This window comes from Mesorhizobium sp. WSM2561 (assembly GCF_000513915.1).
GTDB lineage: Bacteria > Pseudomonadota > Alphaproteobacteria > Rhizobiales > Rhizobiaceae > Mesorhizobium > Mesorhizobium muleiense.
The window spans coordinates 191204-217297 of sequence record NZ_AZUX01000007.1; the positions used below are offsets into that span (position 1 = coordinate 191204).

At 62.1% G+C, this 26094-nt stretch carries 24 protein-coding genes; 14 read left to right on the top strand and 10 right to left on the bottom strand.

Annotation, left to right across the window (positions count from 1 at the left end; all coding sequences use genetic code 11):
* The first annotated feature begins 28 nt into the window (after window positions 1-28).
* The 5 genes from M727_RS0111260 (at window position 29) to M727_RS0111280 (ending at window position 5795) form a co-directional block, all read left to right on the top strand.
* Window positions 29-667: a TetR/AcrR family transcriptional regulator gene (locus M727_RS0111260; RefSeq protein WP_027152778.1), complete on the top strand. Its 639-nt coding sequence runs from the start codon at window positions 29-31 to the stop codon at window positions 665-667.
* 157 nt (window positions 668-824) lie between these two features.
* Window positions 825-2984 (top strand): PBP1A family penicillin-binding protein, encoded by a 2160-nt coding sequence (locus M727_RS0111265; RefSeq protein ID WP_027152779.1) that lies wholly within the window; start codon window positions 825-827, stop codon window positions 2982-2984.
* Between the two features lie 115 nt (window positions 2985-3099).
* Entirely contained in the window at window positions 3100-3684 is a 585-nt protein-coding gene (locus M727_RS0111270; RefSeq protein ID WP_027152780.1) for a DUF1214 domain-containing protein, read from the top strand.
* Window positions 3677-4225 carry a DUF1254 domain-containing protein gene (locus tag M727_RS0111275; RefSeq protein ID WP_027152781.1) on the top strand — a complete coding sequence of 183 codons (549 nt, stop codon included), beginning with the start codon at window positions 3677-3679 and terminating at the stop codon, window positions 4223-4225. Before M727_RS0111270 ends, M727_RS0111275 begins: the two co-directional genes overlap by 8 nt.
* Before the next feature lie 559 nt (window positions 4226-4784).
* A complete protein-coding gene (locus tag M727_RS0111280) occupies window positions 4785-5795 on the top strand; it encodes a DUF2336 domain-containing protein (RefSeq protein ID WP_027152782.1) in 1011 nt (336 codons plus the stop codon).
* Window positions 5796-5965: 170 nt separating this feature from the next.
* On the opposite strand, the gene M727_RS0111285 is transcribed toward M727_RS0111280, so the two are convergent.
* The 3 genes from M727_RS0111285 to M727_RS0111295 all read right to left on the bottom strand — a co-directional run bounded on the left by M727_RS0111285 (window position 5966) and on the right by M727_RS0111295 (window position 8871).
* On the bottom strand, window positions 5966-6313 hold the full coding sequence (locus M727_RS0111285; RefSeq protein WP_027152783.1) for a DUF1491 family protein: 348 nt from the start codon (window positions 6311-6313) through the stop codon (window positions 5966-5968).
* A 79-nt stretch (window positions 6314-6392) separates the two neighbouring features.
* Window positions 6393-7157 carry a peptidoglycan-binding protein gene (locus M727_RS0111290; protein ID WP_027152784.1) on the bottom strand — a complete coding sequence of 255 codons (765 nt, stop codon included), beginning with the start codon at window positions 7155-7157 and terminating at the stop codon, window positions 6393-6395.
* The gene (locus M727_RS0111295; RefSeq protein WP_027152785.1) at window positions 7132-8871 is read right to left on the bottom strand and encodes an ATP-binding protein; all 1740 of its coding nucleotides are present in this window, start codon (window positions 8869-8871) and stop codon (window positions 7132-7134) included. Before M727_RS0111295 ends, M727_RS0111290 begins: the two co-directional genes overlap by 26 nt.
* A 532-nt stretch (window positions 8872-9403) precedes the next feature.
* Here M727_RS0111295 and M727_RS0111300 point away from each other — a divergent pair.
* Both M727_RS0111300 and M727_RS0111305 read left to right on the top strand, forming a co-directional pair.
* The gene (locus M727_RS0111300; RefSeq protein ID WP_023800834.1) at window positions 9404-9754 is read left to right on the top strand and encodes a DUF5330 domain-containing protein; all 351 of its coding nucleotides are present in this window, start codon (window positions 9404-9406) and stop codon (window positions 9752-9754) included.
* 112 nt (window positions 9755-9866) lie between these two features.
* Window positions 9867-10295: a SufE family protein gene (locus tag M727_RS0111305; protein WP_027152786.1), complete on the top strand. Its 429-nt coding sequence runs from the start codon at window positions 9867-9869 to the stop codon at window positions 10293-10295.
* 145 nt (window positions 10296-10440) lie between these two features.
* Here M727_RS0111305 and M727_RS0111315 read toward each other — a convergent pair whose 3' ends face one another.
* Both M727_RS0111315 and M727_RS0111325 read right to left on the bottom strand, forming a co-directional pair.
* Complete coding sequence (locus M727_RS0111315) at window positions 10441-10866, bottom strand: MucR family transcriptional regulator (RefSeq protein WP_023800837.1); 426 nt, start codon at window positions 10864-10866, stop codon at window positions 10441-10443.
* Between the two features lie 426 nt (window positions 10867-11292).
* Window positions 11293-11661 carry a hypothetical protein gene (locus M727_RS0111325; protein WP_023800838.1) on the bottom strand — a complete coding sequence of 123 codons (369 nt, stop codon included), beginning with the start codon at window positions 11659-11661 and terminating at the stop codon, window positions 11293-11295.
* Between the two features lie 118 nt (window positions 11662-11779).
* Between M727_RS0111325 and M727_RS0111330 the strand changes: the two genes are divergently transcribed.
* The 3 genes from M727_RS0111330 (at window position 11780) to M727_RS36245 (ending at window position 15531) form a co-directional block, all read left to right on the top strand.
* Complete coding sequence (locus M727_RS0111330) at window positions 11780-13930, top strand: S9 family peptidase (protein WP_027152787.1); 2151 nt, start codon at window positions 11780-11782, stop codon at window positions 13928-13930.
* Between the two features lie 159 nt (window positions 13931-14089).
* Window positions 14090-14479: an SET domain-containing protein-lysine N-methyltransferase gene (locus M727_RS0111335; RefSeq protein WP_027152788.1), complete on the top strand. Its 390-nt coding sequence runs from the start codon at window positions 14090-14092 to the stop codon at window positions 14477-14479.
* Between the two features lie 320 nt (window positions 14480-14799).
* Complete coding sequence (locus M727_RS36245; RefSeq protein ID WP_245268525.1) at window positions 14800-15531, top strand: LON peptidase substrate-binding domain-containing protein; 732 nt, start codon at window positions 14800-14802, stop codon at window positions 15529-15531.
* A gap of 6 nt (window positions 15532-15537) precedes the next feature.
* On the opposite strand, the gene M727_RS0111345 is transcribed toward M727_RS36245, so the two are convergent.
* The 4 genes from M727_RS0111345 to M727_RS0111365 form a co-directional block, all read right to left on the bottom strand.
* Complete coding sequence (locus M727_RS0111345) at window positions 15538-16485, bottom strand: cytochrome c (protein WP_027152789.1); 948 nt, start codon at window positions 16483-16485, stop codon at window positions 15538-15540.
* A gap of 9 nt (window positions 16486-16494) precedes the next feature.
* A complete protein-coding gene (locus M727_RS0111350; protein WP_027152790.1) occupies window positions 16495-16938 on the bottom strand; it encodes a cytochrome c in 444 nt (147 codons plus the stop codon).
* A 200-nt stretch (window positions 16939-17138) separates the two neighbouring features.
* Entirely contained in the window at window positions 17139-17735 is a 597-nt protein-coding gene (locus M727_RS0111360; RefSeq protein WP_027152792.1) for a superoxide dismutase, read from the bottom strand.
* A gap of 107 nt (window positions 17736-17842) precedes the next feature.
* On the bottom strand, window positions 17843-18721 hold the full coding sequence (locus M727_RS0111365) for a branched-chain amino acid aminotransferase (RefSeq protein ID WP_027152793.1): 879 nt from the start codon (window positions 18719-18721) through the stop codon (window positions 17843-17845).
* Window positions 18722-18878: 157 nt separating this feature from the next.
* Between M727_RS0111365 and M727_RS0111370 the strand changes: the two genes are divergently transcribed.
* Window positions 18879-19541 carry a haloacid dehalogenase type II gene (locus tag M727_RS0111370; protein WP_023800845.1) on the top strand — a complete coding sequence of 221 codons (663 nt, stop codon included), beginning with the start codon at window positions 18879-18881 and terminating at the stop codon, window positions 19539-19541.
* A 229-nt stretch (window positions 19542-19770) separates the two neighbouring features.
* Window positions 19771-20595, top strand: a complete 825-nt coding sequence (locus tag M727_RS0111375) for a L,D-transpeptidase (RefSeq protein ID WP_027152794.1) — start codon at window positions 19771-19773, stop codon at window positions 20593-20595.
* Between the two features lie 119 nt (window positions 20596-20714).
* On the opposite strand, the gene M727_RS0111380 is transcribed toward M727_RS0111375, so the two are convergent.
* On the bottom strand, window positions 20715-22262 hold the full coding sequence (locus tag M727_RS0111380) for a helicase HerA-like C-terminal domain-containing protein (RefSeq protein WP_027152795.1): 1548 nt from the start codon (window positions 22260-22262) through the stop codon (window positions 20715-20717).
* 257 nt (window positions 22263-22519) lie between these two features.
* Between M727_RS0111380 and M727_RS0111385 the strand changes: the two genes are divergently transcribed.
* Window positions 22520-23959 carry a methylmalonyl-CoA mutase subunit beta gene (locus tag M727_RS0111385; RefSeq protein WP_027152796.1) on the top strand — a complete coding sequence of 480 codons (1440 nt, stop codon included), beginning with the start codon at window positions 22520-22522 and terminating at the stop codon, window positions 23957-23959.
* A complete protein-coding gene (scpA, locus tag M727_RS0111390) occupies window positions 23956-26079 on the top strand; it encodes a methylmalonyl-CoA mutase (protein ID WP_027152797.1) in 2124 nt (707 codons plus the stop codon). Before M727_RS0111385 ends, scpA begins: the two co-directional genes overlap by 4 nt.
* The last annotated feature ends 15 nt before the right edge of the window (window positions 26080-26094 follow it).

Consider the following 26094-nt stretch of genomic DNA (forward strand, 5'->3'; position numbering starts at 1 on the left):
AGTTCGCCCTCATGCCTATTGTGCGGCCATGACCATGATTGCTCCGCAGCACGAGCCGGCGCCCGGCAACATCAAGGTGACGCGCCGGGGCTGGATCAATCTTGCGCTCCAGACACTGATTTCAGACGGCATCGCAAGCGTGCGCGTGCTGCCGCTCGGCCAGAAGCTCGGCGTATCGCGCTCAAGCTTCTACTGGTATTTCGAGAGCCGTCAGGACCTGCTCGACCAGTTGCTTGCCCATTGGCGGGACACCAACACCAAGTCGATCGTCGAACGCGCGCAGCGGCCGGCCGAAAGCATCATCATGGGGGTCATGAACGTGTTCGAATGCTGGGCGGACGAGCGCCTGTTCGATCCCAGGCTCGACTTCGCCATCCGGGAATGGGCGCGTCGCTCCGAGGACGTGCGCCGGGCCATCGACCAGGCCGACAATGACCGACTGGGTGCGATCCGCGACATGTATCGCCGGCATGGCTACGGCGAAGAGGATGCCTTCATCCGCGCCCGTGTGCTCTACTACATGCAGATCGGCTATTATGTGCTCGACCTCAAGGAACCGGTCGAGGCGAGGGTCAGTCATCTCGCCGCCTATCTGCGCAGTTTCACCGGCCAGGAGCCAAGCGATGCCGACGTGGCGCATTTCATGCGCTTTATCGCGGCGCAGTAAGCGGGCGCGAGGTGGCGGAGGTGGCAGGCCCGACCCTGGTATCAACAAACTGTACCGCGAAAGCTCCCCCACCCTTGTGAGCGAGGCCAAAATGGACAAATAGTCTGGTAGGAGTGCCGCTTCTCAGTGGGAGGCGTAGCCGCAGCCGGAACTTGGAATGGCCAGTCCTTTGAAAACACGCAGGAGAAGGGGTCCGATTGCCGCAAGACTGCTGGCGGCGGATGCGTGGTTCGATTCCTCGCTCTACGAGACCGGCTTCAAGGCGCGCCGGTTCTGGGAAGCGGCCACCATTTTTTTCCGGCGCTTCCGCGTCTCCGGCTGGCGCCGCGGCATCATCGAACTGTTGAGTGAGGGCTTCACGCTCGGCGCCGGCGGCATCGTCGTCATGCTGGCGCTCGCCTTGCCGGCCTTCCAGGAAACCGCCGGCGACTGGCGCGCCCAGGGCGATTTCGCCATCACCTTCCTCGACCGCTACGGCAATGAGATCGGCCAGCGCGGCATCATCCAGCGCGATTCGGTGCCGGTCGACGAGATGCCCGACCAAGTCATCAAGGCGGTGCTGGCCACCGAGGATCGGCGTTTCTTCGATCACTACGGCATCGACGCGCTCGGCCTTTCGCGCGCGATCTTCGCGAATGTGCGGGCGAATTCCGTGGTGCAGGGCGGCTCGAGCATCACCCAGCAGTTGGCCAAGAACCTGTTCCTGACCAATGAACGGACGTTGGAGCGGAAGGTCAAGGAAGCCTTCCTGGCGCTGTGGCTCGAGGCCAATCTGTCAAAGAAGGAGATTCTGCAGCTCTATCTCGACCGCGTCTACATGGGCGGCGGCACGTTCGGCATCGAAGCGGCCGCCGATTTCTATTTCGGCAAAAGCGTCAAGGATGTGAACCTCGCCGAAGCGGCGATGCTGGCCGGCCTGTTCAAGGCACCGACCAAATACGCGCCGCACATCAACCTGCCTGCTGCCAGGGCGCGGGCCAATGTGGTGCTGTCGAATCTCGTCGAGGGCGGCTTCATGAGCGAGGGTCAGGTGCTGCAGGCGCGGCTGCATCCGGCTGAAATCGTCGACCGCGGCGAGCAGAAGAGCCCGGATTACTACCTCGACTGGGCATTCGAAGAGGTCAAGAAGATCGCCGCGAAGTCCGGCCAGCATTCGCTGGTCGCCCACACCACTTTCGACGCCAACATCCAGAAGGCGGCGGAAGAATCGATGGAGTTCCATCTCCGCCAGTTCGGCAAGGAATACAACGTCACCGAAGGCGCCATGGTCGTCATCGAAACCAATGGCGCAGTCAGGGCGATCGTCGGCGGCCGCGACTACGGTGCCAGCCAGTTCAACCGCGCCACCAAGGCGCTGCGCCAGAGCGGCTCATCGTTTAAACCCTACGTATACGCAACGGCGATGGAGCACGGCTTCACGCCGGACTCCGTCGTTTCCGGCGCGCCGATCTCCTGGGGTGCCTGGTCGCCGCACAATTACAATGACGGACGGGCCGGCAAGGTCACGCTGATCACGGCGATGGCCAAATCGGTCAACACCGTGCCGGTGCGGCTGGCCAAGAATCATCTCGGCATCAAGCCGATCAAGGCGATGGCGGAAGCCATGGGCGTCGAATCGCCGCTCGAATCGCACAAGACGATGGTGCTCGGCACATCGGGCATGACCGTGATGGACCAGGCGACAGGCTTTAGCGTGTTCGCCCAGAACGGCTTTGTCGGCTCCCGGCATGGCGTCACCCAGCTCGTCACCCGTACCGGCGAGGTGGTTTACGATTTCGCCAAGGATGCGCCGCCGCCGCGCCGTGTGCTCTCGGAGCAGGCGCTGAAATCCATGAACACCATGCTGGCGGCGGTGCCGGTGATGGGCACGGCGCGGCGCGCTGCGCTTCCCAATATCGTTTCGGCCGGCAAGACCGGCACAACGCAGTCTTACCGCGACGCCTGGTATGTCGGCTTCACCGGCAACTACACCGCTGCCGTGTGGCTCGGCAATGACGACTTCACCCCGACCAACAACATGACCGGCGGCTCGCTGCCGGCGATGGTTTGGCAGCGGCTGATGGTCTATGCGCACCAGAATATCGACCTCAAGCCGATCCCCGGCCTCGATCATCCCTTCGTCGACGAAGAGATCGCCGCCAAGGCCGAGGAAGCGGAAAAGAAGAATGCCGAGCAGGCAGCGGCCGACACCGCTGCCGAGCGCCCGCCGGTGCTGTCCAGCCAGACGACGCGGGCGCTCAGGGACATCACCAGGCTGTTCCAGTCGGCGCCCGTCCTCCAGGCGCCTGCGACACCGGAGACCCTGTCGGCGCTTTGATGCCGGCACGACGGGCCAGGCCATCCCTCGCGCCGCAATTCCACAGAGGTCCGCTTGCCATGGCCCCCTGCCCCGCGATATCCCCGAGCGGCACTCCTCTTGCCCGCGGCTCTTCATGCTCAAGAACGCATTCCTGACGCTCCTCGCGCTTGCCATAGCCATCGGCGGCGGCGGCGGCAGCGTCTGGTACGCTCTCAAGACGCAGGATGGCATTGGCGCGATCAGGATCGGCCAATGGACGGCGTTTCCCGATATCGGCACGCAGACGGCGGATCCTTATTCGAAAGCCCGCGTGGCGCGCGAGGGTGTCCTTGCACTCGGGCAGGCAGAAGGCCTGTCGTTTATCGCCGAACGCGATTCCGATGGCGAACTATTGAAACGCCAATGCGGCTATGAAATTGAAGGCGGATTTCCCACAGCCCGGTTCTGGACCCTCTATGCCGCCGATCGGTCGCTCGGCGTGGTCGAGACCGGCAAGCCAAGGCTTGCGGCACTTCAGTCCTACCAGGTGCTGCGCCAGCCCGACAATTCCGTGCTTATTTCCGTCAGCAACCGCCCCGCGCCCGGCAACTGGCTGCTTTCCGACGGCTTCGGCCGGATGTATCTCGTGCTGACATTCTACGACACGCCGATCGCCAGCAGCACGGGCCTTTCGGATGTCACGCTGCCGCAGATCGTAAAGGTCGGCTGCAATGCGTAGGCTGCTGCACGCGATCCTGCTCGGCCTGCTTGGCGCCGGCATCGTACACATCATCGTGCTGCTGCTCGCCCCGGAATTTTCCGAACGCAATGCCTGGTCGCGGCTGGCCATGGCCTCCAACCTTTATCGGATGACCAGGCTGGACGCTGAGGCCGGCGGTACGCCTGTGGTGAAATCGGTCGATCCGCTGTTTTATGCTGCGGCTTGCCGCTTCGATCTGTCCGATGGGATGGTTCGGGTGAAGGCACCGGGAAACGTCCCGTTCTGGTCCGTATCGGTCTATGACCGCAGCGGCCATAACATCTACTCCTTCAACGACCACAGCGCGACCGGAAGGGTGCTGGACAGTATCGTACTGACGCCGGCGCAGATGATCGAGATCCGCAAGGATCTCCCGGAGGAATTGCAAGGGGCAATCTTCGTTGAAGCGCCGATCGACGAAGGCATGTTCGTCATCCGCTCCTTCGTGCCCGACGACAGCTGGAAGCCGACCGTGTCGCGGTTTCTCGAGCAGAGTTCCTGCGAGCTGCAGGACTACTGACGTCAACCGAGATATGCCGCCGGTTCCGGCCCATGCCTTGCGAGCCGAACAGGGCCGCGGCTCTCATTCAACGGGATAGAGCGTCCTTTGCGCGCCCAACGGGGCGCGGCCAATCCATTCAGCCGCGACGCGCTTCAATGATGCGGAACAGGCAACGTCCCCGACGTCCCCGGCATCGTCCTTGACGAACCCGGCTTGTCCGGACCGGCGCCTGGCCGCGTCTCGCCCGTCAGTGGCGGTTGCTCGTAGCGGACGCCGGGGAAAATGATCACCGCCGCCGGCGCTCCGGTGTTTCGGTCTGCTCGATTGGTTGCCGCCGGTCGCGGCACGAAAGACAGTACCATGCCCATGGTTCGTGCATTCCTCTCGGTTGCCCCGGAGCACAACGCAACGCCTCCAACCTGATTAAGGAGCCAGTAGGTTAACGGAACGCTAACGGATCGCCGCTAATTTGATCTTTGTTCTGAGGTCAGGAAGTCCTGACCCGTGGCAAATGCGAAACCGACACAGTCCCGGTCGAGCATGGTCCAGATTGTGTCGAGTGTCAGGCGTATCCTTCGTGTCATCTGCGGATTTCAGGCAAATCGCTATACGGGCTGAACCGGGAAAGGCCGAAAGGCTGTTCCGCGCCACGGTGTCGGCGTTCTGTTCGCTGACCCGCCCTTCGCGCCGGGAGATCGCGCAACTTGAGGATCTGACGCTTCCGCTTTTCGCCGATGTGTCGGTCGAATCGCGCCGCTACGTCGCCGCCGCCCTTTCCGAATGCGAATATGCGCCCGCTGCGCTGGTCCGGCGGCTTTGCGAGGAGCCGGTCGACGTTGCCGCGCCGCTGCTCATCCGCTCGCGCGCGCTCAGCGATATCGACCTCATCGCGCTGATCGGCCGCCATGGCCTGCCGCATGCGCGCGCCATTGCGCGCCGCAAGGATCTGAACCCGACCATCGCCCACCTGATCAGGGCGCTTGAAAAGCCGACGCTGGTGAGCGTGCGGCAGCCTGAGGCGAACGCCAAGACGGTGCCCGAAAGCGCCGAAGTCGTCGCCGATAGCAGCCAGCAGGTGCCCGGCGCCGCCGCCGAGACTGCACGGCGCCGGCTGCGGTCGATGATGCGTGATGCCGAAAGCGGCGGCGCGACGATCAATCCGTTCGCCGGCGCTAACACCTATGTCAAACTGCGCGAGACGGCGCTGACCGGCAATGCCGCATTCTTCCAGACAGCACTGGCCGACGCGCTCGAGATCAATTTTTCAACGGCGCGGTCGCTCACCGCGAACCGGAACTACACGTCGCTGCTGGCCGCCCTGCGCGCGCTCGATCTCGGCGAAGAGAGGGCGTTCCTGATCACCGCCGCCGTCTATCCCACAGAGTTCTCGCATCCGCAGGCCATTCGCATCTTCCTCGACCGCTATCGGCTGCTGCATCGCGACGCAGCGCTGGACAGGCTACGCGGCTGGAAAGCCGAGACACTGTCGAAGGCCATTCGCAATGCCGGACCGATCGCGGCAAACGCCGACGTCCGCAAAGCGGACAGCGACAATGCTGCCACCAGCCCTAAAGCGCGTCGCGTTTGACCCGCCTCATGCGACGCTTTAGGCTGTTGTTTTTAAGCATGTCGTTATCGCAAAACCGCTGCACACCCTCGGGTCAGGCCCGAGGGCATGCTTTTGCGCGACATGCTTTAGGCGCGTCGCGACTGAAAAAGAGATTCAAGCGAACGCTCTAAGCCTTTGTCTGCATATCGCTACTGCGACTTGACGGAAATAAGCTCCTCGACGGGAACAGAGCCGGCCTCGATCTCGACCACCCAGATGTCGGGGTCGAATTTCTTCTCCCTCTCCAGTCGCGCGTCAAAGACGGCGGCATCGTCGCCGGCGCCGAGCAGACTGAAGAAACGGTCGTCGGGTTTGGCTGAATCGTAGCTCGTCTGCGGCGCCGGGCCAAACAAGGCAATCTCGCCCATGCGGCCACGCGCCAGCACGAAGACGGCGCCGGCCTCGGTTGCGCCGCGCTTGACCACGGCGGCAAAGCCACCGGCGCCGAAAACCCGGCGCAGCAGGGCCGACACCCACAGATCGGTGGTTACGCGCATGGCAGCATTCCGGACGACATCGGGCGGTACTTAGAGCGCTTTGCGTTTGGGTGAAACCAAAACTGCGCGCCTGCGCCCATCAGTTGGTCAGGCCGATCTCGCGCATCTTGACATAGACGACCTCGTCGGGCTCGCCGGTCTCAGGCAGCCCGAACAGCGACTGAAACTCCTTGATCGCTGCCTTGGTGCGGGCCCCGACCACGCCATCGAGCTGCATGTCGTCATTGCCGAATGCCTTCAACCCGGCCTGGATCTTGATGATGCGGGCGTCGGGTGCCTGCGCCGGCGCATCTGACGGCGAAGCCGAGACGGGAATCGCGGCCATGTCGTCCGGACGGGGTGCCGGATGCGGCACGACCGTCGAGGCGGTTGGCATGGCGCCCAGTTGATCGAGCAGAATGCTGTCGATCTCGCCGGAAGCGTTGAGCCCGACCTTCTGCTGATAGGCTTGGATGGCCTTGCGCGTGTTGGGGCCGGAAATACCGTCGACGGTGCCGGAATAGAAATCGAGATCCTTCAATATGCCCTGGACCTGCTCGACGACCGGATCGCTCTTGATCGGGGCCGGCTCCGGCCGCACGATGTTGATGGTGGTTTCAGGCTCGTCGGCGCCGGCTCGAGGAAAGCCCTCCATGCTCCTGGTCGCAAAAAACGCGCCGGCATGAGGAAAAGGCTGATACCACAAAGCGTTCGCCGAGACGTAGAACAGCGTCACCAGGAAGGCGGTCGAACCGCCAACCAGAACCGGATTGCGTGAAATCTGGCTGCCGAGGGCGACCGCGCTGCGTTGGAAGGCATTGCCGCGGCGCTTGACCGCCTTAGGCTGTTTTGCGGAGCGACCCATGCCTGTCCCCTTTCGTCTCCGCCTTGGCTGCAGGCATCGGCAGTACGCCGGGCTTGTCGTTCGAATGTCCGTTCGGTCCGTTCACCGGCAAGCTGATCGTGACCGTGGTGCCCTCCCCCGGCATGCTTTCGATCGACATCGTGCCCTCGTGCAGCGCCACCAGACCCTTCACCAGTGACAGGCCGAGCCCGGTGCCCTCGAAGCGGCGCGTATAGTCGTTCTGGATCTGCATGAACGGCTTGCCGAGATTGGCAAAGTCTTCCTCGGCGATGCCGATGCCGGTGTCCCTGACCCAGAAATGCAGTCGCGAGCCGATCCGCTTGGCGCCGACGACGACATCGCCGCCATCGGGCGTGAACTTGATGGCGTTGGAGACGAGGTTGATAAGTATCTGCTGCACGGCACGACGGTCGGCGTTTATCTCGCCTGCATCCGGTGCGATCTGGGCCTGAAGATCGATGTTCTTTGCGTCGGCCTGCAAGCGCATCATCGACTGGCACATTTCGACCGCTTCCACGAAACGGAATGGTTCCGGCTCGGTTGCGTAGGCGCCGGCTTCGATCCTCGATACGTCGAGTATCGAGGTGACGACGGCAAGCAAATGCTGGCCGGACTCCTTGACCAGGCCGACATATTCCTTCTGCCGCGGATCCTTGAAGGTGCCAAACATCTCATGCAGCAGCATGTCGGAAAAACCGATGATGGCGTTCAACGGCGTGCGCAGCTCGTGGCTGACGACCGCCAGAAACCGTCCCTTTGCCACTTCGGCAGACGCGGCCGCCTCTTTCGCAGCGGCAAGCTCTTCGCGCAAGCCGGCGAGTTCGTCGTTTTCGCGCAGGACGAACGTGAGGACGTCCTGCTGCTCTTCCCCGCGCGCCAATTCAAGCGAAAACGGCCGGTAATTGTCCGCCGTCGGGCCATTGCCGTTTTGCGGCAGCCGGACGCGAAGATCCAGCCGGCGCGCCGGCGCGCCATCGCGCATGTCGGCCAGCGCGCTGAGGTATGCGACGCGATCGGAAAGATGGATGCGGTCGAACAGGCCGGTACCGAACAGCAGCTCCGGCTGCAGCTTCAGGATCGTGCGCGCCTTTGCCGACGCATCCAGAACCTCGCCATGCCTGCCGGCCCGCAGGACAACTGCGTCGATGATGTTCTCGAGCCGGTCGTCGGTCGCCGGATCGAGCTGCGCGCCGGCCGGGCTGCCAAGCGCTGCGAGGCGGGGAACGAGGGTAAGCGCCCAGGCCAACGGCAGCAGCCAATGCCAGGCGGCGATTTCCGCCGGCCCGAACGAAAAGACAGAACCGGCAAAAGCCTGCAGCAGGACAGCGATACATGCGGATACGGCACCCCAGAGTGCAGCGCGACGAGACGCGCCGATCCACCAGGCTTCGAACGGCAGCGCCACGACAAGCATGGCGACCGGCGAGGCCATCCCGCCCGCCGCGGCGATGACACCGGCAAGAGCAAGACTGCCCATCACCAGGGCGACCTGGCCGGCGAACGCCATCTTGCCCGATGCTGCCACCAGCAAGGCAGCAAACCAGCAGAGGCCGAACGTCGCAAAGATCGCAGCCATAGTCACGGCCACGCCCATGCCCGAGGTGACCAGCGTGACTGCTGCGCCTGCGGCAAAGAACGGAGCGGCCAGCATGACACCGATAAACCGCCTCTGGCACCGGCGGTCGTTCTGTCCGAGGATCGACGGATGAACCATACGTTCGCAACCGGCTGCCATCGCGCCGGGCAACTCAACGTATCTGGCCCTTATCGAACTCAACTCAACGCACTCGCACCTGGTCGTGAACAGCCCTGCTTCGCAGTTGCTTTTGTTGATCTGAAACTCGCATCCAGCGTTTAAGGAATGGATAAGGCAGGACCGATCAATGCCCGGCCTGAGGCAGATATTGGGAGGCCCGCACGGGGCAAACCTTGGCAATTGCGGCCATAGTAAATGGAGCGTTATCCGGGCGAACCGCCCTCCCGCCTTTGACAGTCGCCCCCGGTAAGCCGCGCTTCTGGAAAATATATAATGAAAACAGTTGGATAGATGGTTAACCTTAAGTGAAGAAAATCGGCTGGATTTGAGACAAATCCATTGCAAATGCTTCGTTTCGAATTTGCCTAAAATTTGAGGAAAATTTTTGCTGACCGGGCAAGCCGTCCTTTGCGCGTCCATGCCACTATCGTATCCATAAAGAGGTCATGTCGCATGAACGCATGATCCGGTCACGAATGAGGGCATACAGATGGGCTTTCTGATCAGAATGGCTTTCTGGTTTTCGCTGGTGCTTCTGGCGCTGCCGCTGAATGTCGGCTCCGACGAGACAGGCCACCAAAGCGTCGGGCCGATCCAGGCGTTGTTTGCGGCACGCGAGGCGGTCGGCGACATTGCCGGCATATGCGAGCGCAAGCCTGACGTCTGCGAGACCGGCAAGTCCGCAATGCACACGATCACCGCCCGGGCCAGGGAGACAGCCAAGATCGCGGCCGCCATGTTGGACGACAAGACCGCCGAACCCGACACGGCGACAACGACCGGCAGCGTGCCCGAAGACATCGTCTTGCCGGCGAAAGTCGATTTGCCGGCGAAAAACTGAGATATTTTTCAGCGCATCTGTCACCCACCGCAGGCCGTCCGCGCTCTCGGCGCCTATGGTGTTTTCCTCTTTTTCCGTGACGCGAGGTCACCGGATCACTATATCCGGAGTGATGACTACGACGATCCAAACGATCCGCGACGACTTCTCCCTGCTTGACGAGTGGGAAGACCGCTATCGCTATGTGATCGAACTGGGCGAGGCCCTGCCGCCATTTCCCGATGAGGAACGCAACCCTGCCAACAAGGTGCCCGGCTGCGTCAGCCAGGTCTGGCTGACCACCGAGTATGGACCGGGGTCCGACCCAGTCGTCACCTTCGCCGGTGATTCGGACGCGCATATCGTGCGCGGTCTCGTCGCTATCATGCTGGCGTTGTTTTCCAGACGACCCGCCAGCGAGATCCAGAAAACCGATGCGGAAGCCACGCTGAAGGCACTTGGCCTCGACGAGCACCTGTCGCCGCAACGCGCCAATGGTCTTCGTTCAATGGTCAAGCGCATCAAGCGCGACGCAGAGGCGGCCTTGAAGCAGACCGCCTGATCAGACGAACAGCGCGCGATGGCCCGACATGATCGGAGCCGCACATGTTGCGACGCATATCGATTGCTCCAGCATCGCCCCAAGATCAAAACGGCGCCCGGAGGCGCCGTTGATCATCTAACCCAGGTTGGGAAGGGAGCCGGTATCAGCGCCCTTTGCGCTTGCGGCCGAGACCCATCTTCTTGGCGAGCTGTGAGCGGGCGGCAGCATAGTTGGGAGCAACCATCGGGTAGCTTGCGTCCAGGCCCCATTTTTCACGATACTCGTCGGGCGTCAGACCGTAGTGGGTCATCAAGTGACGCTTCAGCGACTTGAACTTCTTGCCGTCTTCAAGACAGACGATGTAGTCGTCATGGACGGAGCGCTTCGGGTTTACTGCCGGCTTCTGCTTGTCGGCAGGAGGCTGTTCACTAGCCCCGCCCACGCGCCCGAGGGCGGCATGGACATCGGCGATGAGGCTAGGCAGTTCGCCGACCGGCACCGGATTGTTGCTGACATAGGCGGCCACGACATCGGCCGTCAATTCGATCAGCGCATCACTATTTCTGGAAGGTGTTTCGATAATATCCATGGCTTCCTGGCCCCAACGTGAGTTGTTTCTACCTGCGCCCTATTTTTGATAGGTCGGGCATCGCGCGAAATTTTTGCAGGAAAAAGCCTCTGCGATTCGCGTCGCAGCATCCTAATGAGCCACTAAACCAAGTAAGTCAATTCGCTTCTTGCGCTGTATTCATCGATGGCAATAAAATATTCGACGATCAGCTTCAACCTTTCGTGCACTCTGTAACTTTGCGATATTTTCTGGGCAGACCAGCAGCGGCGGACGCCCAGTCAAGCTGCCGTTACATCCATGAGAGCAGTAAAAAAATCTCAATGCTTGGCTATGCTTGGTTGTAGCGTAGGCTATCTGGTTGTTTTTAGAATCTACAAAACCATAGGTTGCGATTTGCTGTTGCAAGCAAGCCGGAAATCAGCACCGCGGACCGGCACCGATCCATCAATGTGGGGTGATGTATTTTCCGTAGACCCAGCCGGTGACGAAATTGCCGTTCTGGGCCGGATCGTGCCAGACTTCGCACCAGCGATAGCGGATCTTCTGTTCCTGCTTCCAAACCGGCTGTTTGCCGATGTCGAGCAGGTTTATGCCGCCGGTGCATCTCCCGGTCATCTGCAAAACAGCACCGTTGGGATAAGCGGCCTGCCTCTGGGACGATCCCGCCGGATACTTGCGCACGTTGAGCGTGTCGCCAAACGGAAGGTTGGTCACTTGCCAAGCTGCGAACACGGTTGCATGAGATTGGCCGATAAAGGCCAAGACTGTCGAAGCGACGGCGAAAGCCGCAGCAGCGTGAAAACGGAACTTCATTTTTCCCTCTCCTCCGGCTCATCTTCTGGAGCCCGGCGCAAACATATACTCCGGCTCTTGAACCTGCGCTGATCGGCGTGTTCATTCTCCATACAAGTAACTTCCACAGCGAGACGCAATGACCCGAACCCCAGCATTTCCGACTGTCAGCCCGCCGCAACCAGAGAAGCGACCGGTCTTCGATGTGCACCATGGAGTGACGCGGACGGACGACTATGCCTGGCTGAGAGCCGACAACTGGCAAGAGATGTTCAGGGATCCGTCGCTGCTCGACGCCCAGATCCGCGCCCATCTCGAAGCCGAGAACGTCTATCAGGCAGCCCTCATGGCCGAGACCGTCCAGGTGCGGAAGCAGCTTTTCAAGGAGATGAAGGGCCGCATCAAGGAGGACGATTCGTCCGTGCCGATGAAGGATGGGCCGTACGCCTATGGGTCATCTTTCAAGCTTGGCGGCGAGCAGCCGCGTTATTTCCGCACGCCGCGCGAGGGCGACGACCAAGAGATCCTGCTCGACGGCGATCTCGAGGCCGAAGGAAAGGCCTATTTCCGCCTCGGCGGTGTCGACCATTCGACCGACCACCGCAAGCTTCTGTGGGCCTTCGACGACAAGGGTTCCGAATTCTACACGCTTCGCGTCCGCGACCTCGCCGACGGCAACGATCTGGCCGACAGGATTCCGGATACCGGTGGCGGCGGCGTGTGGGATGCCGGAAATGACGGATTTTTCTACACCCGCCTCGATGCCAACCACCGTCCTTCCAAGGTGCTGTTCCATGCCCTTGGCGACAGTCCTGAGAACGACCGACTGATCTACGAAGAAACCGATCCAGGTTTCTTCATGAATGTCGGCGGCACACGCTCCAACGAGTGGATCATGGTTGGCATCAACGACCACGAGACCTCGGAATATCGCATCATGAGCGCCAGCGAGCCGTTCGCCGAACCGAAGCTGGTTGCCCCGCGCGAGACCGGCCTGCAATACGACCTCGAAGAAGGTGGCGATATCTTCTTCATTCTCACCAACGCCGACGGCGCCAAGGATTTCAAGATCATGACTGCGCCGGCGAGCGACCCGGTGCGCGCCAACTGGCAGGAGTTGGTGCCGCACGAAGCGGGCCGGCTGATCCTTTCGGTGATCGGCTTCAAGGACCACATGGTCAGGCTTGAGCGCAAGGAAGGCCTGCCGCGCATCGTCGTGCATGACCGCAACAGCGGCGAGGAACACCTGATCTCCTTCGACGAGGAAGCCTTCTCGCTCGGCCTGTCGGGATCCTATGAATACGATACCGAGATCATGCGTTTTTCCTACTCATCCATGACAACGCCGGCGCAGGTCTTCGACTACAACATGCGAACCCGTGAGCGCGTGCTGCTGAAGACCCAGGAAGTTCCGTCCGGTCACGACCCGGACCATTACGTGACGCGGCGGCTGATGGCGCCCGCAGCCGACGGCGAACTGGTGCCGGTCTCGCTCATTCACCATCGCGACACGCCGCTCGACGGATCAGCGCCTTGCCTGCTTTACGGCTACGGCTCCTACGGCATCACGGTCCCGGCCGCCTTTAACACCAATTTGTTATCGCTGGTCGATCGCGGCTTCGTCTACGCGATTGCCCATGTCCGCGGCGGCAAGGACAAGGGCTATGGCTGGTACGACGACGGCAAGCGGGCGCACAAAATGAACACGTTCACCGATTTCATCGCAGCCGCCCACCATCTCGTCGCCGAACGCTATACGCAACATGACCGCATCGTCGGTCAGGGCGGCTCGGCCGGCGGCCTGCTGATGGGCGCCGTCGCGAATATGGCGCCGGAATGCTTCGGCGGTATTGTCGCCGAGGTTCCGTTCGTCGACGTGCTCACCACCATGCTCGACGCGACCCTGCCGCTGACGCCACCGGAATGGCCCGAATGGGGCAATCCGATCGCCTCGGAGGAGGACTACCGAACGATCGCCGCCTACTCGCCCTATGACAATGTCGCCGCGCTCGACTATCCGCCGATCCTGGCGCTTGCCGGCCTCACCGACCCGCGTGTCACCTATTGGGAGCCGGCCAAGTGGGTGGCGCGGCTGCGCGACCGCAAGATCGGCGACAATCCGGTGCTGTTCAAGATCAACATGGACGCCGGTCATGCCGGTGCATCCGGCCGGTTTTCCCGGCTCGAGGAAATCGCCTTCACCTATGCCTTTGCGCTGAAGGTGGCGGGCAAGGCCGACCTTGCCACCACAGCGCCGCCGACCCTGTTGGACGCACAGACGGCGCTGTAGGAGCTTGATCTTGCGCACCATCCCCACCAGCGGAAAATCGATTCCGGATCAGGTCAGGTCGATTTTCCGCTCGCGATTGCCATAGCTGCGCGCTACCCAATGAGCGGCTTTTCGCAGCCGCGCCACCCAAAAATCATCCAGTCACGCCAAGGGTCCGCCATGTTGCTCGTCGACGTCTATCTCGACAAATCGCCCATCCAGGGCATCGGTGTCTTTGCCAAGAACCACATTCCCCGCGGCACACTGGTCTGGAAGCTCCATCCCAATTACGACCGGCGCATCCCAGTCGAGGTCTATGAACGCGAAACCGGGCCGGTCAGAGCCTATCTCGATCGCTATTCCTATCCCGACCGGCGCGATCCAAACTTTGTCGTCTTCGAAGCTGACGACGCCCGCTACATGAACCATGCCGACGACCCGAATTGCGACGTCGCCTCGCCCGAGGAGACTTATGCACTGCGCGACATCGCGCCCGGCGAGGAAATGACCTGCAACTACAATCATTTCTTCGAGACCGGCTTCGATTTCCTCGGCGATCGCCACCCGTAAATCGGGAACGTGGAATGCATCGCGGGCAGGATTGACAACACCGGACCTTCAGCGCACCTTCCAAACAGGTGGATACAACCTGCTGCTTGCGCCCTCCGGGGTAAGGTGAATGTATCGAGCCACTTCAGGCTCCCTTTGCCCGAACGAACGGGTCAGTAACGCAAGCTCTGACGTCTTCCGTTCTTCGAAGCAAAGGATGATTCCATGCGCGATTTCCGCGATGCAAAAGCCATGCGCAAACGCTGTCCGAAGCGCTGAGCGCCAAATCCGTTTCCCTGTCCCACAGCGAAAGCCTCGAGCTCATTGCTAGGGTCCTCGGCTTGCGCGACTGGAACGTATTGGCTGCAAGGATTCAGGCGAGCCAACCAGTCGGTGCTGGGCCCAGAAACCCGGCGCCCGAGGCCAGCCCGCCCCCGTCCTCCGGCGCGGATCTGCCGATTTTTCCAATGCGGGATTTCGTGCTCTTTCCGCAAATGACTGTTCCGGTCTTCGTGGGCCGCGACAAAACGCGGCGCGCGGTGGAGCACGCGATGGCAGGCGACCGCCGCGTTCTTGTGGTCGCACAGAGGCAGGCGACCGACGACGATCCCGGCTACCTCGATTCTCTCTATCCGGTGGGTGTCACGGCTAGCGTGATAAACTGCCAGACGCAGGTGGATGGGGTACTCAAGGTCTCGGTCTCCGGCCTCCAGCGAGCCGCGATCCTTCACCTGGTCAACGCCGACTTTCTGGCGGCGGAGGTCGCGCCAGTCGAAGAGCAGCGTCGCCAATCGGCGGAGGCGGTAACACGTTCGAGCGCGGTTCTCGATACATATCAGAGCTATGCCAACATCGATTTTTCCTCGCTTCCACGAAGGGCCAAGGCGCGACTCGGCCTGCCCTCCATCGGCGATCCCGGTGTCCTAGCCGATACGCTCGCGCCGCTGCTGTCGATCAGTATCGAACAGAAGCAGCAGCTTCTGGAAACCAGCGATGTCGTCGCCCGGCTTGAAAAGATCCTCGACCTGATGAAGGCTGGCCGGCCTGAGAATGGGCCAGAGCCAGCCGGCTGACGGGTGCTAATTCGCCGGCTTGCGTGGGGGATAGCCGTTGGGGTGCGGCGGGATGGCCTTCAGATAGGCCGCGATCGCCGCACGGTCGTTCGGTGCCAACTCGGCCATGTTTCTCTGCACGTCGACCATGGCGCCACTGACGGAATCGAAATCCGGGGTGAAGCCGGTCTCCAGAAAGTAGGCTATGTCGGCCTCCGACCAGTCACCGAGCCCGCCTTCGCCCGAAGTGATGTTCGGCACGATGCCGCTGCCTTCGGCAGCGGTGGCTCCGGCCAGCCACTCGCTCTTCCTGGTGCCGCCAGCAAAATCGCGCGGCGTGTGGCATTCGCCGCAATGGCCGGGCCCTTCGACCAGGTAACGGCCGGCCATCACCGGATCCGGCGCGCCATCGGGGAAGGAAACCACCGGCTGGTCACTCAAATAGAGACGTTTCCACAGCCCGATGCCGCGACGGATGTTGAATGGGAACCCCAGCGAATTGGGCGGCGCCTTGCCCGCCACCGCCGGAAGAGTTTTCAGGAAGGCATGGAGATCGGCAATGTCGGCCGGCTTCATGCGTGCGTAGGACGCATAGGGAAACGCCGGATAGAAGTGCTCGCCGCTCGGCGACACGCCCTTCAGCATGGCGTTGGCGAGGTCTTCGACCGACCAGCCGCCGATACCGTCCGTGGCATCCTGCGAGATGTTCGGTGGCACGAAGATGCCGAACGGCGTCTTGAGTTCGAGACCGCCGGCCAGTTGAAGACGGGCGTCGCCTTGCGAGCCTGGCTTCGCATGACAGGACGTGCAGCCGCCGGCATAAAAAATGCGCTTGCCCCTGGCGGCATCGCCGGGGCCGAGCTGCGCCAGAGCCTCGCTGTCGAGCCTGACCGGCGCCGACAGGAACCAGCCGGCAACCGCGCCGGCGACGCCCAGAACGAGGGCGGCGCCGACGAGTTTTTTCAGCAGGCGCATCGCCCGCTATCAGCCCTTCTTAATCCTGTATGTCTTGTGGCAGGTGCCGCAATCGCCGCCTATGGTGTTGAACCCCGCCTTCAAGGCATCGACGTCGGCAGGAGCGGCGGCCGCCGCAGCCTTGACGTCGGCGAGATATTTGTCTTCCACCGCCTTGAAGCCGGCCATATCCTGCCAGATTTTTGGAGCAGCGGTGGTGTCGCCGGTGTCGCTGCCAGCCGGGAAAAGAGTGTCGACGTTTGCATGGAACTTCTCGGCGTTTGCCTCCAGCGCCTTCAACGCCGCCAGCACGGCCGCTGCGTCGTAAGCGGTCTCGCCCTTGACGACTTTCGACAATTGGCCGGCGATCTTTCCACGTTCCTTCATAATGGCCTGCCGCTCCTGGATCGGATCGGCAAACGCCGCCGAACCGGCGAAGGCGAGCATCGAGATGGCGACGATAAGCTTTCTCATTCAACTGGCTCCATGGTGAAGATGCTTCGGGTGAAGGTCCGACTGATCGATATAACGGCAAAACTGGCTTGGAAATTCCGGAAATTCGCCTCACGCCTGTGTGAATTTTTCGCGACGATCGTTGGAAAAGGGCGGCCGATCATTTGGCACATAGAGAAAAGCCCCGGTTTTGCCGGGGCTCTTTTGCAACTCAGTCAGGGCTACGCCTTTTCGTAGAGCTCGAGGACATGGTCCCAGTTGATGAGACTGTCGACGAAGGCTTCGAGATATTTCGGCCGGGCGTTGCGATAGTCGATATAGTAGGAGTGCTCCCAGACATCGACGCCCAGGATCGGGGTCGCGCCATGGGCCAGCGGGTTCTCGCCGTTCGGGGTCTTCGAGATCGCCAGCTTGCCGTCCTTGACCGAAACCCAGGCCCAGCCCGAACCGAACTGGGTGGTGCCGGCGGCGATGAAATCGGCCTTGAACTTGTCGTAACCGCCAAGATCGCTGTCAAACGCCTTTTGCAGCGCGCCCGGCAATTTGTTGCCGCCGCCGCCCTTCTTCATCCACTGCCAGAAGTGGATGTGATTGTAGTGCTGGCCGGCATTGTTGAAGAGCCCGGGGTTCTTGCCGAAGGATTGTTTCACAACCTCTTCGACCGACAAATCGCCGAGCCCGGCTTCGGCAGCCAGCTTGTTGCCGTTGTCGACATAGGCCTTGTGGTGCTTGTCGTGGTGATACTCCAGCGTCTCCTTCGACATGTAAGGCTGCAATGCCTCGTAGTCATAGGGCAAGGCGGGCAATTCAAAAGCCATCGGTCGTACTCCTCGTGGAAAAAATCCGGTGTCGATACCGGACTAACATAGGTCTGGATTGGTGTGGAGCAACTCCGGAACGAAGCGCCGGTTCGCTTTTTAGCCAGTCAGCCGGCCGAAGTCGAATGCGCCCACTCCCAATAGAGTTCGCGCGCCTTTTTCGCTACAGGCCCGGGCTGGAGACTGCGATCCTCGATGCGGGTGACCGGCACGACTTTCGAGTGGTTTCCGGTCGAGAATATCTCGTCCGCTTCGAGGAATTCGCGCACCGACAGCGCCTTTTCGATGGTCTTGAAGCCATACTCGTCAAGCAGCGTCATCGTCCGCGAGCGGGTGATGCCGGACAGGAACGTGCCATTCGGCGCCGGCGTCAGGACATGGCCATCCTTGACCAGGAAAATGTTCGAGGTTCCGGTCTCGGCGACATTGCCCAGCATGTCGAGCACCAGCGCGTTGTCGAAGCCGCGCATCTTGGCTTCGAGGATGGCACGACCGTTGTTGGGATAAAGGCAGCCGGCCTTGGCGTTGGTCGGCATGGTCTCGATGGTCGGGCGCCGGAACGGCGAGACGGTGACCGAAAAGCCCGACGGCGGGATCATCGGCGATTCATAGAGGCAAAGGCAGAAACGGGTCGAGGCCGGATCGGCCGGCACGCCCATATAGCCACCATGCTCGGCCCAGTACATCGGCCTTATGTAGACCGCCGTCTTGCCGTCCAACTTCTTCAGCCCGTCCCAGGTCAGCCCGACGATCTTTTCGGCGCTCATGGATGGTTTGAGACCAAGCGCGATCGCCGAGGCGTTCACCCTCGCGGCGTGGCGGTCGAGGTCGGGGGCGACGCCCTCGAACCAGCGGGCGCCATCGAACACGCTGGTGCCGAGCCACATGGCATGGCTGCGCGGCCCCAGAATGGCGACGTTGCCTTCATACCAGTCGCCATCCACGAAGGTCCATGTCGCGGATTGCGCCGCAGCCGCCAGTGTCATCGCTTGATTCCGCGTTTCAGAGCTGTCCTGTCTCGCCATTGGAAGATGCTTTGGCGTCTGCCGTCAACTGATTTGGCTGAGATTTGTTAAGGCCAGCGGCATGCGAAATTGCAATCCGTGCTTGCGCCCGGCCTTGCCTCGCCGCAAAACTGTTACCATGCAACATGCGGCTTACGTTTTCGACGCTTACGGAACGCTGTTCGACGTGCACGCAGCCGTCCGCCGTCATGCCGACCAGATCGGACCGGACGGCCAGCTCCTGTCGGAGATCTGGCGCGCCAAACAATTGGAATATTCCTGGGTGAGGACGCTGATGGGCGCCTACGCCGATTTCTGGCAACTCACCGAACAGGCGCTGGATTTCGCCTTGCGCAAGGTTCCCTCCGCCGACAAGGGGCTGAGGGCCAAGCTGCTCGACGCCTATTGGCGGCTGGACTGCTATCCGGAGGTGCCGGCCGTGCTCAAGGCGCTCAAAGCATCTGGCGCCAAGCTGGCGATCCTATCCAACGGCTCGCCTGAAATGCTGGAAGCGGCGGTCAAATCGGCCGCGCTCGACCAGGTTCTGGACGACATCTATTCCGTCGAGGCCGTCAAGCGCTTCAAAGCCGATCCGTCGGTCTACGACATGGTCACGACAGGCTGGCGTCTCTATCCGGGTGCGGTGTCGTTTCAGTCATCCAACCGCTGGGACGTCGCCGGCGCCACCAAATTCGGGTTCCGGACAGTCTGGATCAACCGCTCCGACCAGCCCGAGGAATACCGGGACTTTCCGCCGGCCCTGATCCTGCCCTCGCTCGAAGGCCTGCTCGCCGCAGGCTGACACATGAGCCCAAATCGGAATCGATTTTTGGAAAGGATCATTACGCGCGGCGCTGCGGGCCTGTTGCCTCGGCGCAACAGGGGCTGAACCGTCACAGCTTTGCCTTTGTTTGTTCACCCTCAGGCCAGAATCGGAACCGCCTATCGCGCCAGGCATTGGTAGGGCTGGCGCGCCGTAGTGATTGGCGTATTCATGTTCTGTTTCGATATGAGACTTAAAAAAGGCAACGATGTTCACAACCGAAATCGACTCCTATCGCCTAAGCCGTCGCGGCTTTCTCAACGCCGCTGCGCTCGGCGCCGCCTCGATTGCGGTTTCCGCCTGCACCACGACGGCAGGCCGGCCTGTCGAGCCGCCGCCGCCTGCCAACGTCGAGCCGCCGCTCATGGACTATGCAACAATGTACGGTCCGGTCAGCGACAATGGGTTCGAGCTGCCGGGCATACCCTACGAGAAAATCGACGAGCAATTTCTGCGTCAGATCGTTCCCGATCCGACCGGCCAAGCGCCCGGCACCATCGTCGTCGATACGGCCGGCCACCACCTCTATCTCACGCGTCCGGGCGGACAAGCCATTCGTTATGGGGTCGGGCTGGGTCGCGCCGGTTTCGAATGGTCTGGCGATGCCGTCGTCCAGTGGAAGCAGAAGTGGCCCAAATGGACGCCGCCGGCCGAAATGATCGCCCGCCAGCCAGAGCACGCAAAATACAGCGCCGAGAATGGCGGCATGCCCGGCGGGCTCACCAATCCGCTCGGAGCGCGGGCGCTGTATCTCTTCGAGGGCAACGAGGACACGCTTTACCGCCTGCACGGCTCGCCGGAGTGGTTTTCCATCGGCAAATCGGTGTCATCTGGCTGCGTTCGCTTGATAAATCAGGACATTATCGACCTTTATGACCGTGTGCCCAACAAGACGCCGGTGATCGTTACCTCCGGTGTCGGTCAGGAACTGGTTGCCACGGCAGACCGCAAAGCCATTCCAATCGATGCGGGCGTCCCGGAAGGATCGATCCTGCTCGGCCCGGCAAGGGCGATCTCGGAACCGATCTTCTGAGCTGGTCGAAGGCGCTGGAGCGGCGGACTTTCGGCGCCGCGAATTTCCGGTCCGATGCTTTTCCCCGAGCATCGGATTCTCGCAAAACCGGTGCCCGGTTTGGATCCGATGCGGTGCTTTCAGCGCCGCCCCCTGGCCAGGCTGCCGAGGATGCCGCGCACGATCGCCCGTCCAACCGACGTGCCGACCGAGCGAACCACCGATTTGATCGCCGCCTCCGCCACCGTCTGGCGATTGGACGCTCGTGGCGCCGGTGCCCGCCTGCCGCCGGTGGGCTGGGGCGCGGGATCGTCATTGCCGAAGCCTGGAATGGTCCAGCGCGAGCCGCCGCTCTCCTGCTGCTGCGCCTCCGCGTCCAACGCATCCTTGGCTTTTTTCTGCAGCATCTCGAAAGCCGATTCGCGATCGACGGTCTGATCGTACTGCCCCACAACCGGGCTCTCGGTGATCAGCGTGCGGCGCTCGTCAGGCGTGATCGGGCCAAGTCGCGACGACGGCGGGCGAACCAGCGTCCGCTGGACCATGGACGGAACACCTTTGGCTTCCAGCGTCGAGACCAGCGCCTCGCCGGTGCCGAGCTGCGCGATCACGGTAGCACAGTCGAAGTCGGGATTGGGCCTGAACGTCTCGGCGGCGGTCCTCACGGCCTTCTGCTCCCGTGGCGTGTAGGCGCGCAGGGCGTGCTGCACCCGGTTGCCGAGCTGGGCCAGAACGGTTTCGGGGATATCCAGCGGATTCTGGGTGACGAAGTAGACGCCGACGCCCTTCGAACGGATCAGGCGGACCACCTGCTCGACGCGGTCGATCAGCACCTTCGGCGCGTCGTCGAACAGAAGGTGCGCCTCGTCGAAGAAGAAGACCAGCTTTGGCTTGTCGGGATCGCCGACTTCGGGCAGCTCCTCGAACAGTTCCGACATCAGCCACAACAGGAATGTCGCATAGAGCCGGGGATTCATCATCAGCTTGTCGGCGGCCAGCACGCTGATCGCGCCGCGCCCGTCGCGGGTGGTGCGCATGATGTCGGCGATCCGCAATGCCGGCTCGCCGAAGAAATTCGTCGCGCCCTGCTGCTCCAGAACCAGCAGCGTGCGCTGGATTGCGCCAACCGAAGGTTTCGTCACATTGCCGTAGCGAGCGCCGATTTCTTCGGCGCGTTCGGCGATGTTGGCAAGAAGCGCTTGCAGGTCCTTCAGGTCCAGCAGCAACAAGCCTTCCTCATCGGCGATGCGGAAGGCGATGTTCATGATGCCTTCCTGCGCCTCGGACAGGTTCATAAGCCGCGACAGCAGCAGCGGCCCCATTTCCGAGACGGTGGCGCGGATCGGATGGCCCTGCTCGCCGAAAAGATCCCAGAATATGACCGGAAATTCCTGGAAATCATAGGGATCGAGCTTGACCTGCTCGGCGCGCTTGACCAGAAAATCCTGTGCCGCGCCCATCATGGCGATACCGGACAGGTCGCCCTTGATGTCGGCGCAGAAGACCGGCACGCCGGCATTGGAGAAACCTTCCGCCAAAATCTGCAAGCTCACGGTCTTGCCGGTGCCGGTCGCGCCGGTGACCAGGCCATGACGATTGCCATACTGAAGCAGCAGGTTTTCGGCGCGCTGGTAGCTGTCATCAGGCTTTCGGCTGGCTCCGATGAAAATACTGGTGTCGTCAGCCATGTGTCGGGTCTCCGCAACCTGAAGTGTTGAATGCCCTGATCTATTGAAAGTAGCGGGGCTCGCCGCAGGTATAATGACGCCATTGCGCAGCGACAATGGCCATGGTCGAAATTGGGTTTTGGAGCTTGCGGATTTTGCGCATGTTTGGCAATCGGTTGACGGTTCACCGTCGCAGGGCGCGTGTTGCATTGTGATATGCGACGGGGAACCGTAGACTGACGTTCCAGGCCTATCGGCCGAGAAGACGAGGAGAGCGGATGGCCGGTGCCTTGAACCACGATGCCGAACTTCCGAACCCTGACCGGCAGCGGTGGCTGGCCCTTGCGGAAAAAGCCTTGGCCGGCGGATCCTTCGAGGAAAAACTCGTATCCCATACGGACGATGGCATCCGCATCGAACCGCTTTATGATCGCTCGGTCACCGCAGAGCCTCTCCCACGGGCAAACCCCGGATCGCCGTGGATCGTCAGCCAGCGTATCGACGATCCGGATGTCGGCCGCGCCAAGGCCCAGGCCCTGGAGGACGTCGCACAGGGCGCCACCGGATTGTCGCTTGTCTTCGAAGGCGCGCCGAATGCGTTCGGCTACGGCCTGCCGAGGACTGCCGAGGCGCTGGAGACCGTGCTGGACGGCGTGCCGCTCAACCGCATCCAGGTCCGCATCGACGCGCATCCCTGGAGCCGCGCCGTGGCCGACTGGCTGGTTGCGTTCTTGAGCAAGCGCCGGTCAGACCCGGCAAAGCTCAACCTGTCCTTCGGCATCGACCCGGCGGCGATCTTTGCCGGAACCGGCCGGTTGCGGATGTCGATCGAGGCCTTGCAGGCGTCGATGCCGCAGTCCCTGGCGCACTTTTTCTCGATGGGCGTGCCCGGGGTCCTGCTGGAGGCAGACGGACGCGTCTTCCACAATGCCGGTGCCACCGAAGCGCAGGAGCTGGGCACCATGATGGCTTCGGCGGTCTCCTATCTCCGGATGTTTGAGGAGGCGCGCCAGCCGCTTGTCTATGCGGCGCCCCATATCGGCTTTGCGCTGAGCGTCGACCAGGACCAGTTCGTATCGATGGCCAAGGTCAGGGCCCTGCGCAGGCTGTGGGCGCGGGTCCAGGAGGCATGCTCGATCTCCGCCGCCACCGCCAACATCCATGCCGAGACATCGTTCCGCATGATGACTTCGGCGGACCCGGAGACGAACATCCTGCGCACCACGATCGCCGCTTTTGCCGCGGCAGCCGGCGGGGCGGACTCGGTCTCCATCCTGCCTCATACGATCGCGCATGGCCTGCCGGCGGGCTTTGCCCGCCGTGTTGCCCGCAATACGCAACTGATCATGGCCAACGAAAGCCATATCGATCATGTCGCCGACCCTGCTTGCGGTTCGGGCGCCGTTGAAGCGCTGACTTCCGAACTCTGCGAAGCTGCGTGGGAAGAATTCCAGCGGATCGAGGCGGAAGGCGGCGTGCTGTCCAGCCTGCAGCAAGGACACATCCAGAAACGGGTTCAGGCGGCCGCCGCCCGCCGCAATGCCGCCTATCAGGCGGGCGACCGGGCCATCATCGGCACGACGCTTCACCCATCGAAAATCGAACGTCCGGTCGAAACCTTGGCGGCGGAGCGGCGGCCCTCGGTCACCGAGGGCGTCGCGGTGTGCGAGCCGCTGTTTCCGATCCGTATCGATCAATCGATCGGAGCAGCATCATGATTCCGGATTTCAGCCAGATCGGCTGGTCGGTGCCGCGCCGGGCGCCGATTGAGGTCAAGGGCCAGCGGATGACCCCGGAAGGACTGGCCATCAAGCATCTGTACAACCAGGGCGACCTCAAGGGGTTGCCGCATCTCGACACTTATCCGGGCCTGCCGCCATTCGTGCGCGGCCCCTACCCGACCATGTATGTCCAGCAGCCGTGGACGATCAGGCAATATGCCGGCTTCTCGACGGCGGAAGAGTCGAACGCCTTTTACCGGCGCAACCTCGCGGCCGGCCAGAAGGGACTGTCGGTGGCTTTCGACCTTGCCACGCATCGCGGCTACGACAGCGATCATCCGCGCGTTGCCGGTGATGTCGGCATGGCAGGCGTCGCCATCGATTCCATCCTCGACATGCGCCAGCTCTTCGACGGCATCCCGCTTGACGAGATGACGGTGTCGATGACCATGAACGGCGCGGTGCTGCCGATCATGGCGCTCTACATCGTCGCCGCGGAAGAACAGGGCGTTGCGCAAAAGGACCTCGCCGGGACCATTCAGAACGACATTCTGAAAGAGTTCATGGTGCGCAACACCTACATCTATCCGCCAAAACCTTCGATGCGGATCGTGTCGGACATCTTCTCCTATACGTCGCAGCACATGCCGAAGTTCAATTCGATTTCGATCTCCGGCTATCACATGCAGGAGGCAGGGGCGACCGCCGACCTCGAGCTCGCCTACACGATCGCCGATGGAATCGAATATGCCCGCGCCGGTGTCGCGGCGGGTCTCGATATCGACCGTTTTGCGCCGCGCCTGTCCTTCTTCTGGGCGATCGGCATGAACTTCTTCATGGAGGTCGCCAAGCTGAGGGCAGCCCGCCTTTTGTGGTCGACCCTGATGCTGAAGAACTTCTCGCCGAAGGACGAGCGCTCGCTGTCGCTGCGCACCCATTGCCAGACTTCGGGCTGGTCGCTAACGGCGCAGGACCCTTACAACAACATCATCCGCACCATGATCGAGGCGATGGCGGCGACGCAGGGTCATACGCAATCGCTGCACACCAACGCCTTCGACGAGGCGATGGCGCTGCCGACCGACCATTCGGCCCGCATCGCCCGCAACACGCAGCTCATCCTGCAAAAGGAATCCGGCAATACCCGCATCATCGACCCGTGGGGCGGCTCTGCCTATCTCGAACGGCTGACGCATGACCTGGCGGCGCGCGCGCTTGCCCATATCGAAGAGGTCGAGAGCCTGGGCGGCATGGCCGCCGCAACCGAAAAAAACATACCGAAGCTGCGCATCGAAGAGGCCGCCGCGCGCACGCAGGCGCGGATCGATTCCGGCGAGCAGATCCTGGTCGGCGTCAACGCCCATCGTCCCGAGACGGATATCAAAGTCGACGTGCTGAAGATCGACAACGCCGAAGTCAGGGCCCGGCAATTGTCGAAACTGCAGCGGCTGAAAGGCACGCGCGACGTCGGCGCCGTCGAGAGCGCACTGAGTGCGCTGAGCCGGGCTGCGGAGAGCGGCGAAAATCTGCTGGAGTTCGCCATTCGCGCCGCACGCGCCAACGCCACGGTCGGCGAGATTTCACTGGCGCTGGAAAAAGTTTTTGGCCGCCATGTCGCCTCCGTCCAGACGATCTCCGGCGTCTATCGCAAGGCGCTCGGCGACAATCCGGCGGTCGATCGGCTGCAGGACAAGATCGTCGCGTTCGAGGAGAAGTCCGGCGGCAAGCCACGCATTCTCGTCGCCAAGATGGGACAGGATGGCCACGATCGCGGCCAGAAAGTGATCGCCACCGCCTTTGCCGATCTAGGCTTCGACGTCACCGTCGGGCCGATGTTCCAGACGCCGGACGAGATCGCCAGGCTTGGCGTCGAGCACGACGTGCATATCATTGGCGCCTCGTCGCTGGCCGCGGGTCATTTGACGCTCATTCCCGAACTCAGGGACGCGCTGAAGAAGCTTGGCCGCGACGATATGCTGATCGTCGCCGGCGGCGTCATCCCGCCGCAAGATCATGAGGCGGTACGGCAGGCGGGTGCTGTGGAAATCTTCCCGCCAGGCACCGTCATCCCGGAAGCGGCGGAGCGGCTGATGGATAGGCTGCTGCAGGCCGGCTGAACTTGTTATAATCCA

What these genes read in the sequence shown, in the direction of transcription:
- M727_RS0111260 (WP_027152778.1), top strand. Translation starts at nt 29, where the DNA reads ATGACCATGATTGCTCCGCAGCACGAGCCGGCGCCCGGCAACATCAAG.
- M727_RS0111265 (WP_027152779.1), top strand. Translation starts at nt 825, where the DNA reads ATGGCCAGTCCTTTGAAAACACGCAGGAGAAGGGGTCCGATTGCCGCA.
- M727_RS0111270 (WP_027152780.1), top strand. Translation starts at nt 3,100, where the DNA reads ATGCTCAAGAACGCATTCCTGACGCTCCTCGCGCTTGCCATAGCCATC.
- M727_RS0111275 (WP_027152781.1), top strand. Translation starts at nt 3,677, where the DNA reads ATGCGTAGGCTGCTGCACGCGATCCTGCTCGGCCTGCTTGGCGCCGGC.
- M727_RS0111285 (WP_027152783.1), bottom strand. Translation starts at nt 6,313, where the DNA reads ATGCGCGTAACCACCGATCTGTGGGTGTCGGCCCTGCTGCGCCGGGTT.
- M727_RS0111290 (WP_027152784.1), bottom strand. Translation starts at nt 7,157, where the DNA reads ATGGGTCGCTCCGCAAAACAGCCTAAGGCGGTCAAGCGCCGCGGCAAT.
- M727_RS0111295 (WP_027152785.1), bottom strand. Translation starts at nt 8,871, where the DNA reads ATGGTTCATCCGTCGATCCTCGGACAGAACGACCGCCGGTGCCAGAGG.
- M727_RS0111300 (WP_023800834.1), top strand. Translation starts at nt 9,404, where the DNA reads ATGGGCTTTCTGATCAGAATGGCTTTCTGGTTTTCGCTGGTGCTTCTG.
- M727_RS0111305 (WP_027152786.1), top strand. Translation starts at nt 9,867, where the DNA reads ATGACTACGACGATCCAAACGATCCGCGACGACTTCTCCCTGCTTGAC.
- M727_RS0111315 (WP_023800837.1), bottom strand. Translation starts at nt 10,866, where the DNA reads ATGGATATTATCGAAACACCTTCCAGAAATAGTGATGCGCTGATCGAA.
- M727_RS0111325 (WP_023800838.1), bottom strand. Translation starts at nt 11,661, where the DNA reads ATGAAGTTCCGTTTTCACGCTGCTGCGGCTTTCGCCGTCGCTTCGACA.
- M727_RS0111330 (WP_027152787.1), top strand. Translation starts at nt 11,780, where the DNA reads ATGACCCGAACCCCAGCATTTCCGACTGTCAGCCCGCCGCAACCAGAG.
- M727_RS0111335 (WP_027152788.1), top strand. Translation starts at nt 14,090, where the DNA reads ATGTTGCTCGTCGACGTCTATCTCGACAAATCGCCCATCCAGGGCATC.
- M727_RS0111345 (WP_027152789.1), bottom strand. Translation starts at nt 16,485, where the DNA reads ATGCGCCTGCTGAAAAAACTCGTCGGCGCCGCCCTCGTTCTGGGCGTC.
- M727_RS0111350 (WP_027152790.1), bottom strand. Translation starts at nt 16,938, where the DNA reads ATGAGAAAGCTTATCGTCGCCATCTCGATGCTCGCCTTCGCCGGTTCG.
- M727_RS0111360 (WP_027152792.1), bottom strand. Translation starts at nt 17,735, where the DNA reads ATGGCTTTTGAATTGCCCGCCTTGCCCTATGACTACGAGGCATTGCAG.
- M727_RS0111365 (WP_027152793.1), bottom strand. Translation starts at nt 18,721, where the DNA reads ATGACACTGGCGGCTGCGGCGCAATCCGCGACATGGACCTTCGTGGAT.
- M727_RS0111370 (WP_023800845.1), top strand. Translation starts at nt 18,879, where the DNA reads ATGCAACATGCGGCTTACGTTTTCGACGCTTACGGAACGCTGTTCGAC.
- M727_RS0111375 (WP_027152794.1), top strand. Translation starts at nt 19,771, where the DNA reads ATGTTCACAACCGAAATCGACTCCTATCGCCTAAGCCGTCGCGGCTTT.
- M727_RS0111380 (WP_027152795.1), bottom strand. Translation starts at nt 22,262, where the DNA reads ATGGCTGACGACACCAGTATTTTCATCGGAGCCAGCCGAAAGCCTGAT.
- M727_RS0111385 (WP_027152796.1), top strand. Translation starts at nt 22,520, where the DNA reads ATGGCCGGTGCCTTGAACCACGATGCCGAACTTCCGAACCCTGACCGG.
- scpA (WP_027152797.1), top strand. Translation starts at nt 23,956, where the DNA reads ATGATTCCGGATTTCAGCCAGATCGGCTGGTCGGTGCCGCGCCGGGCG.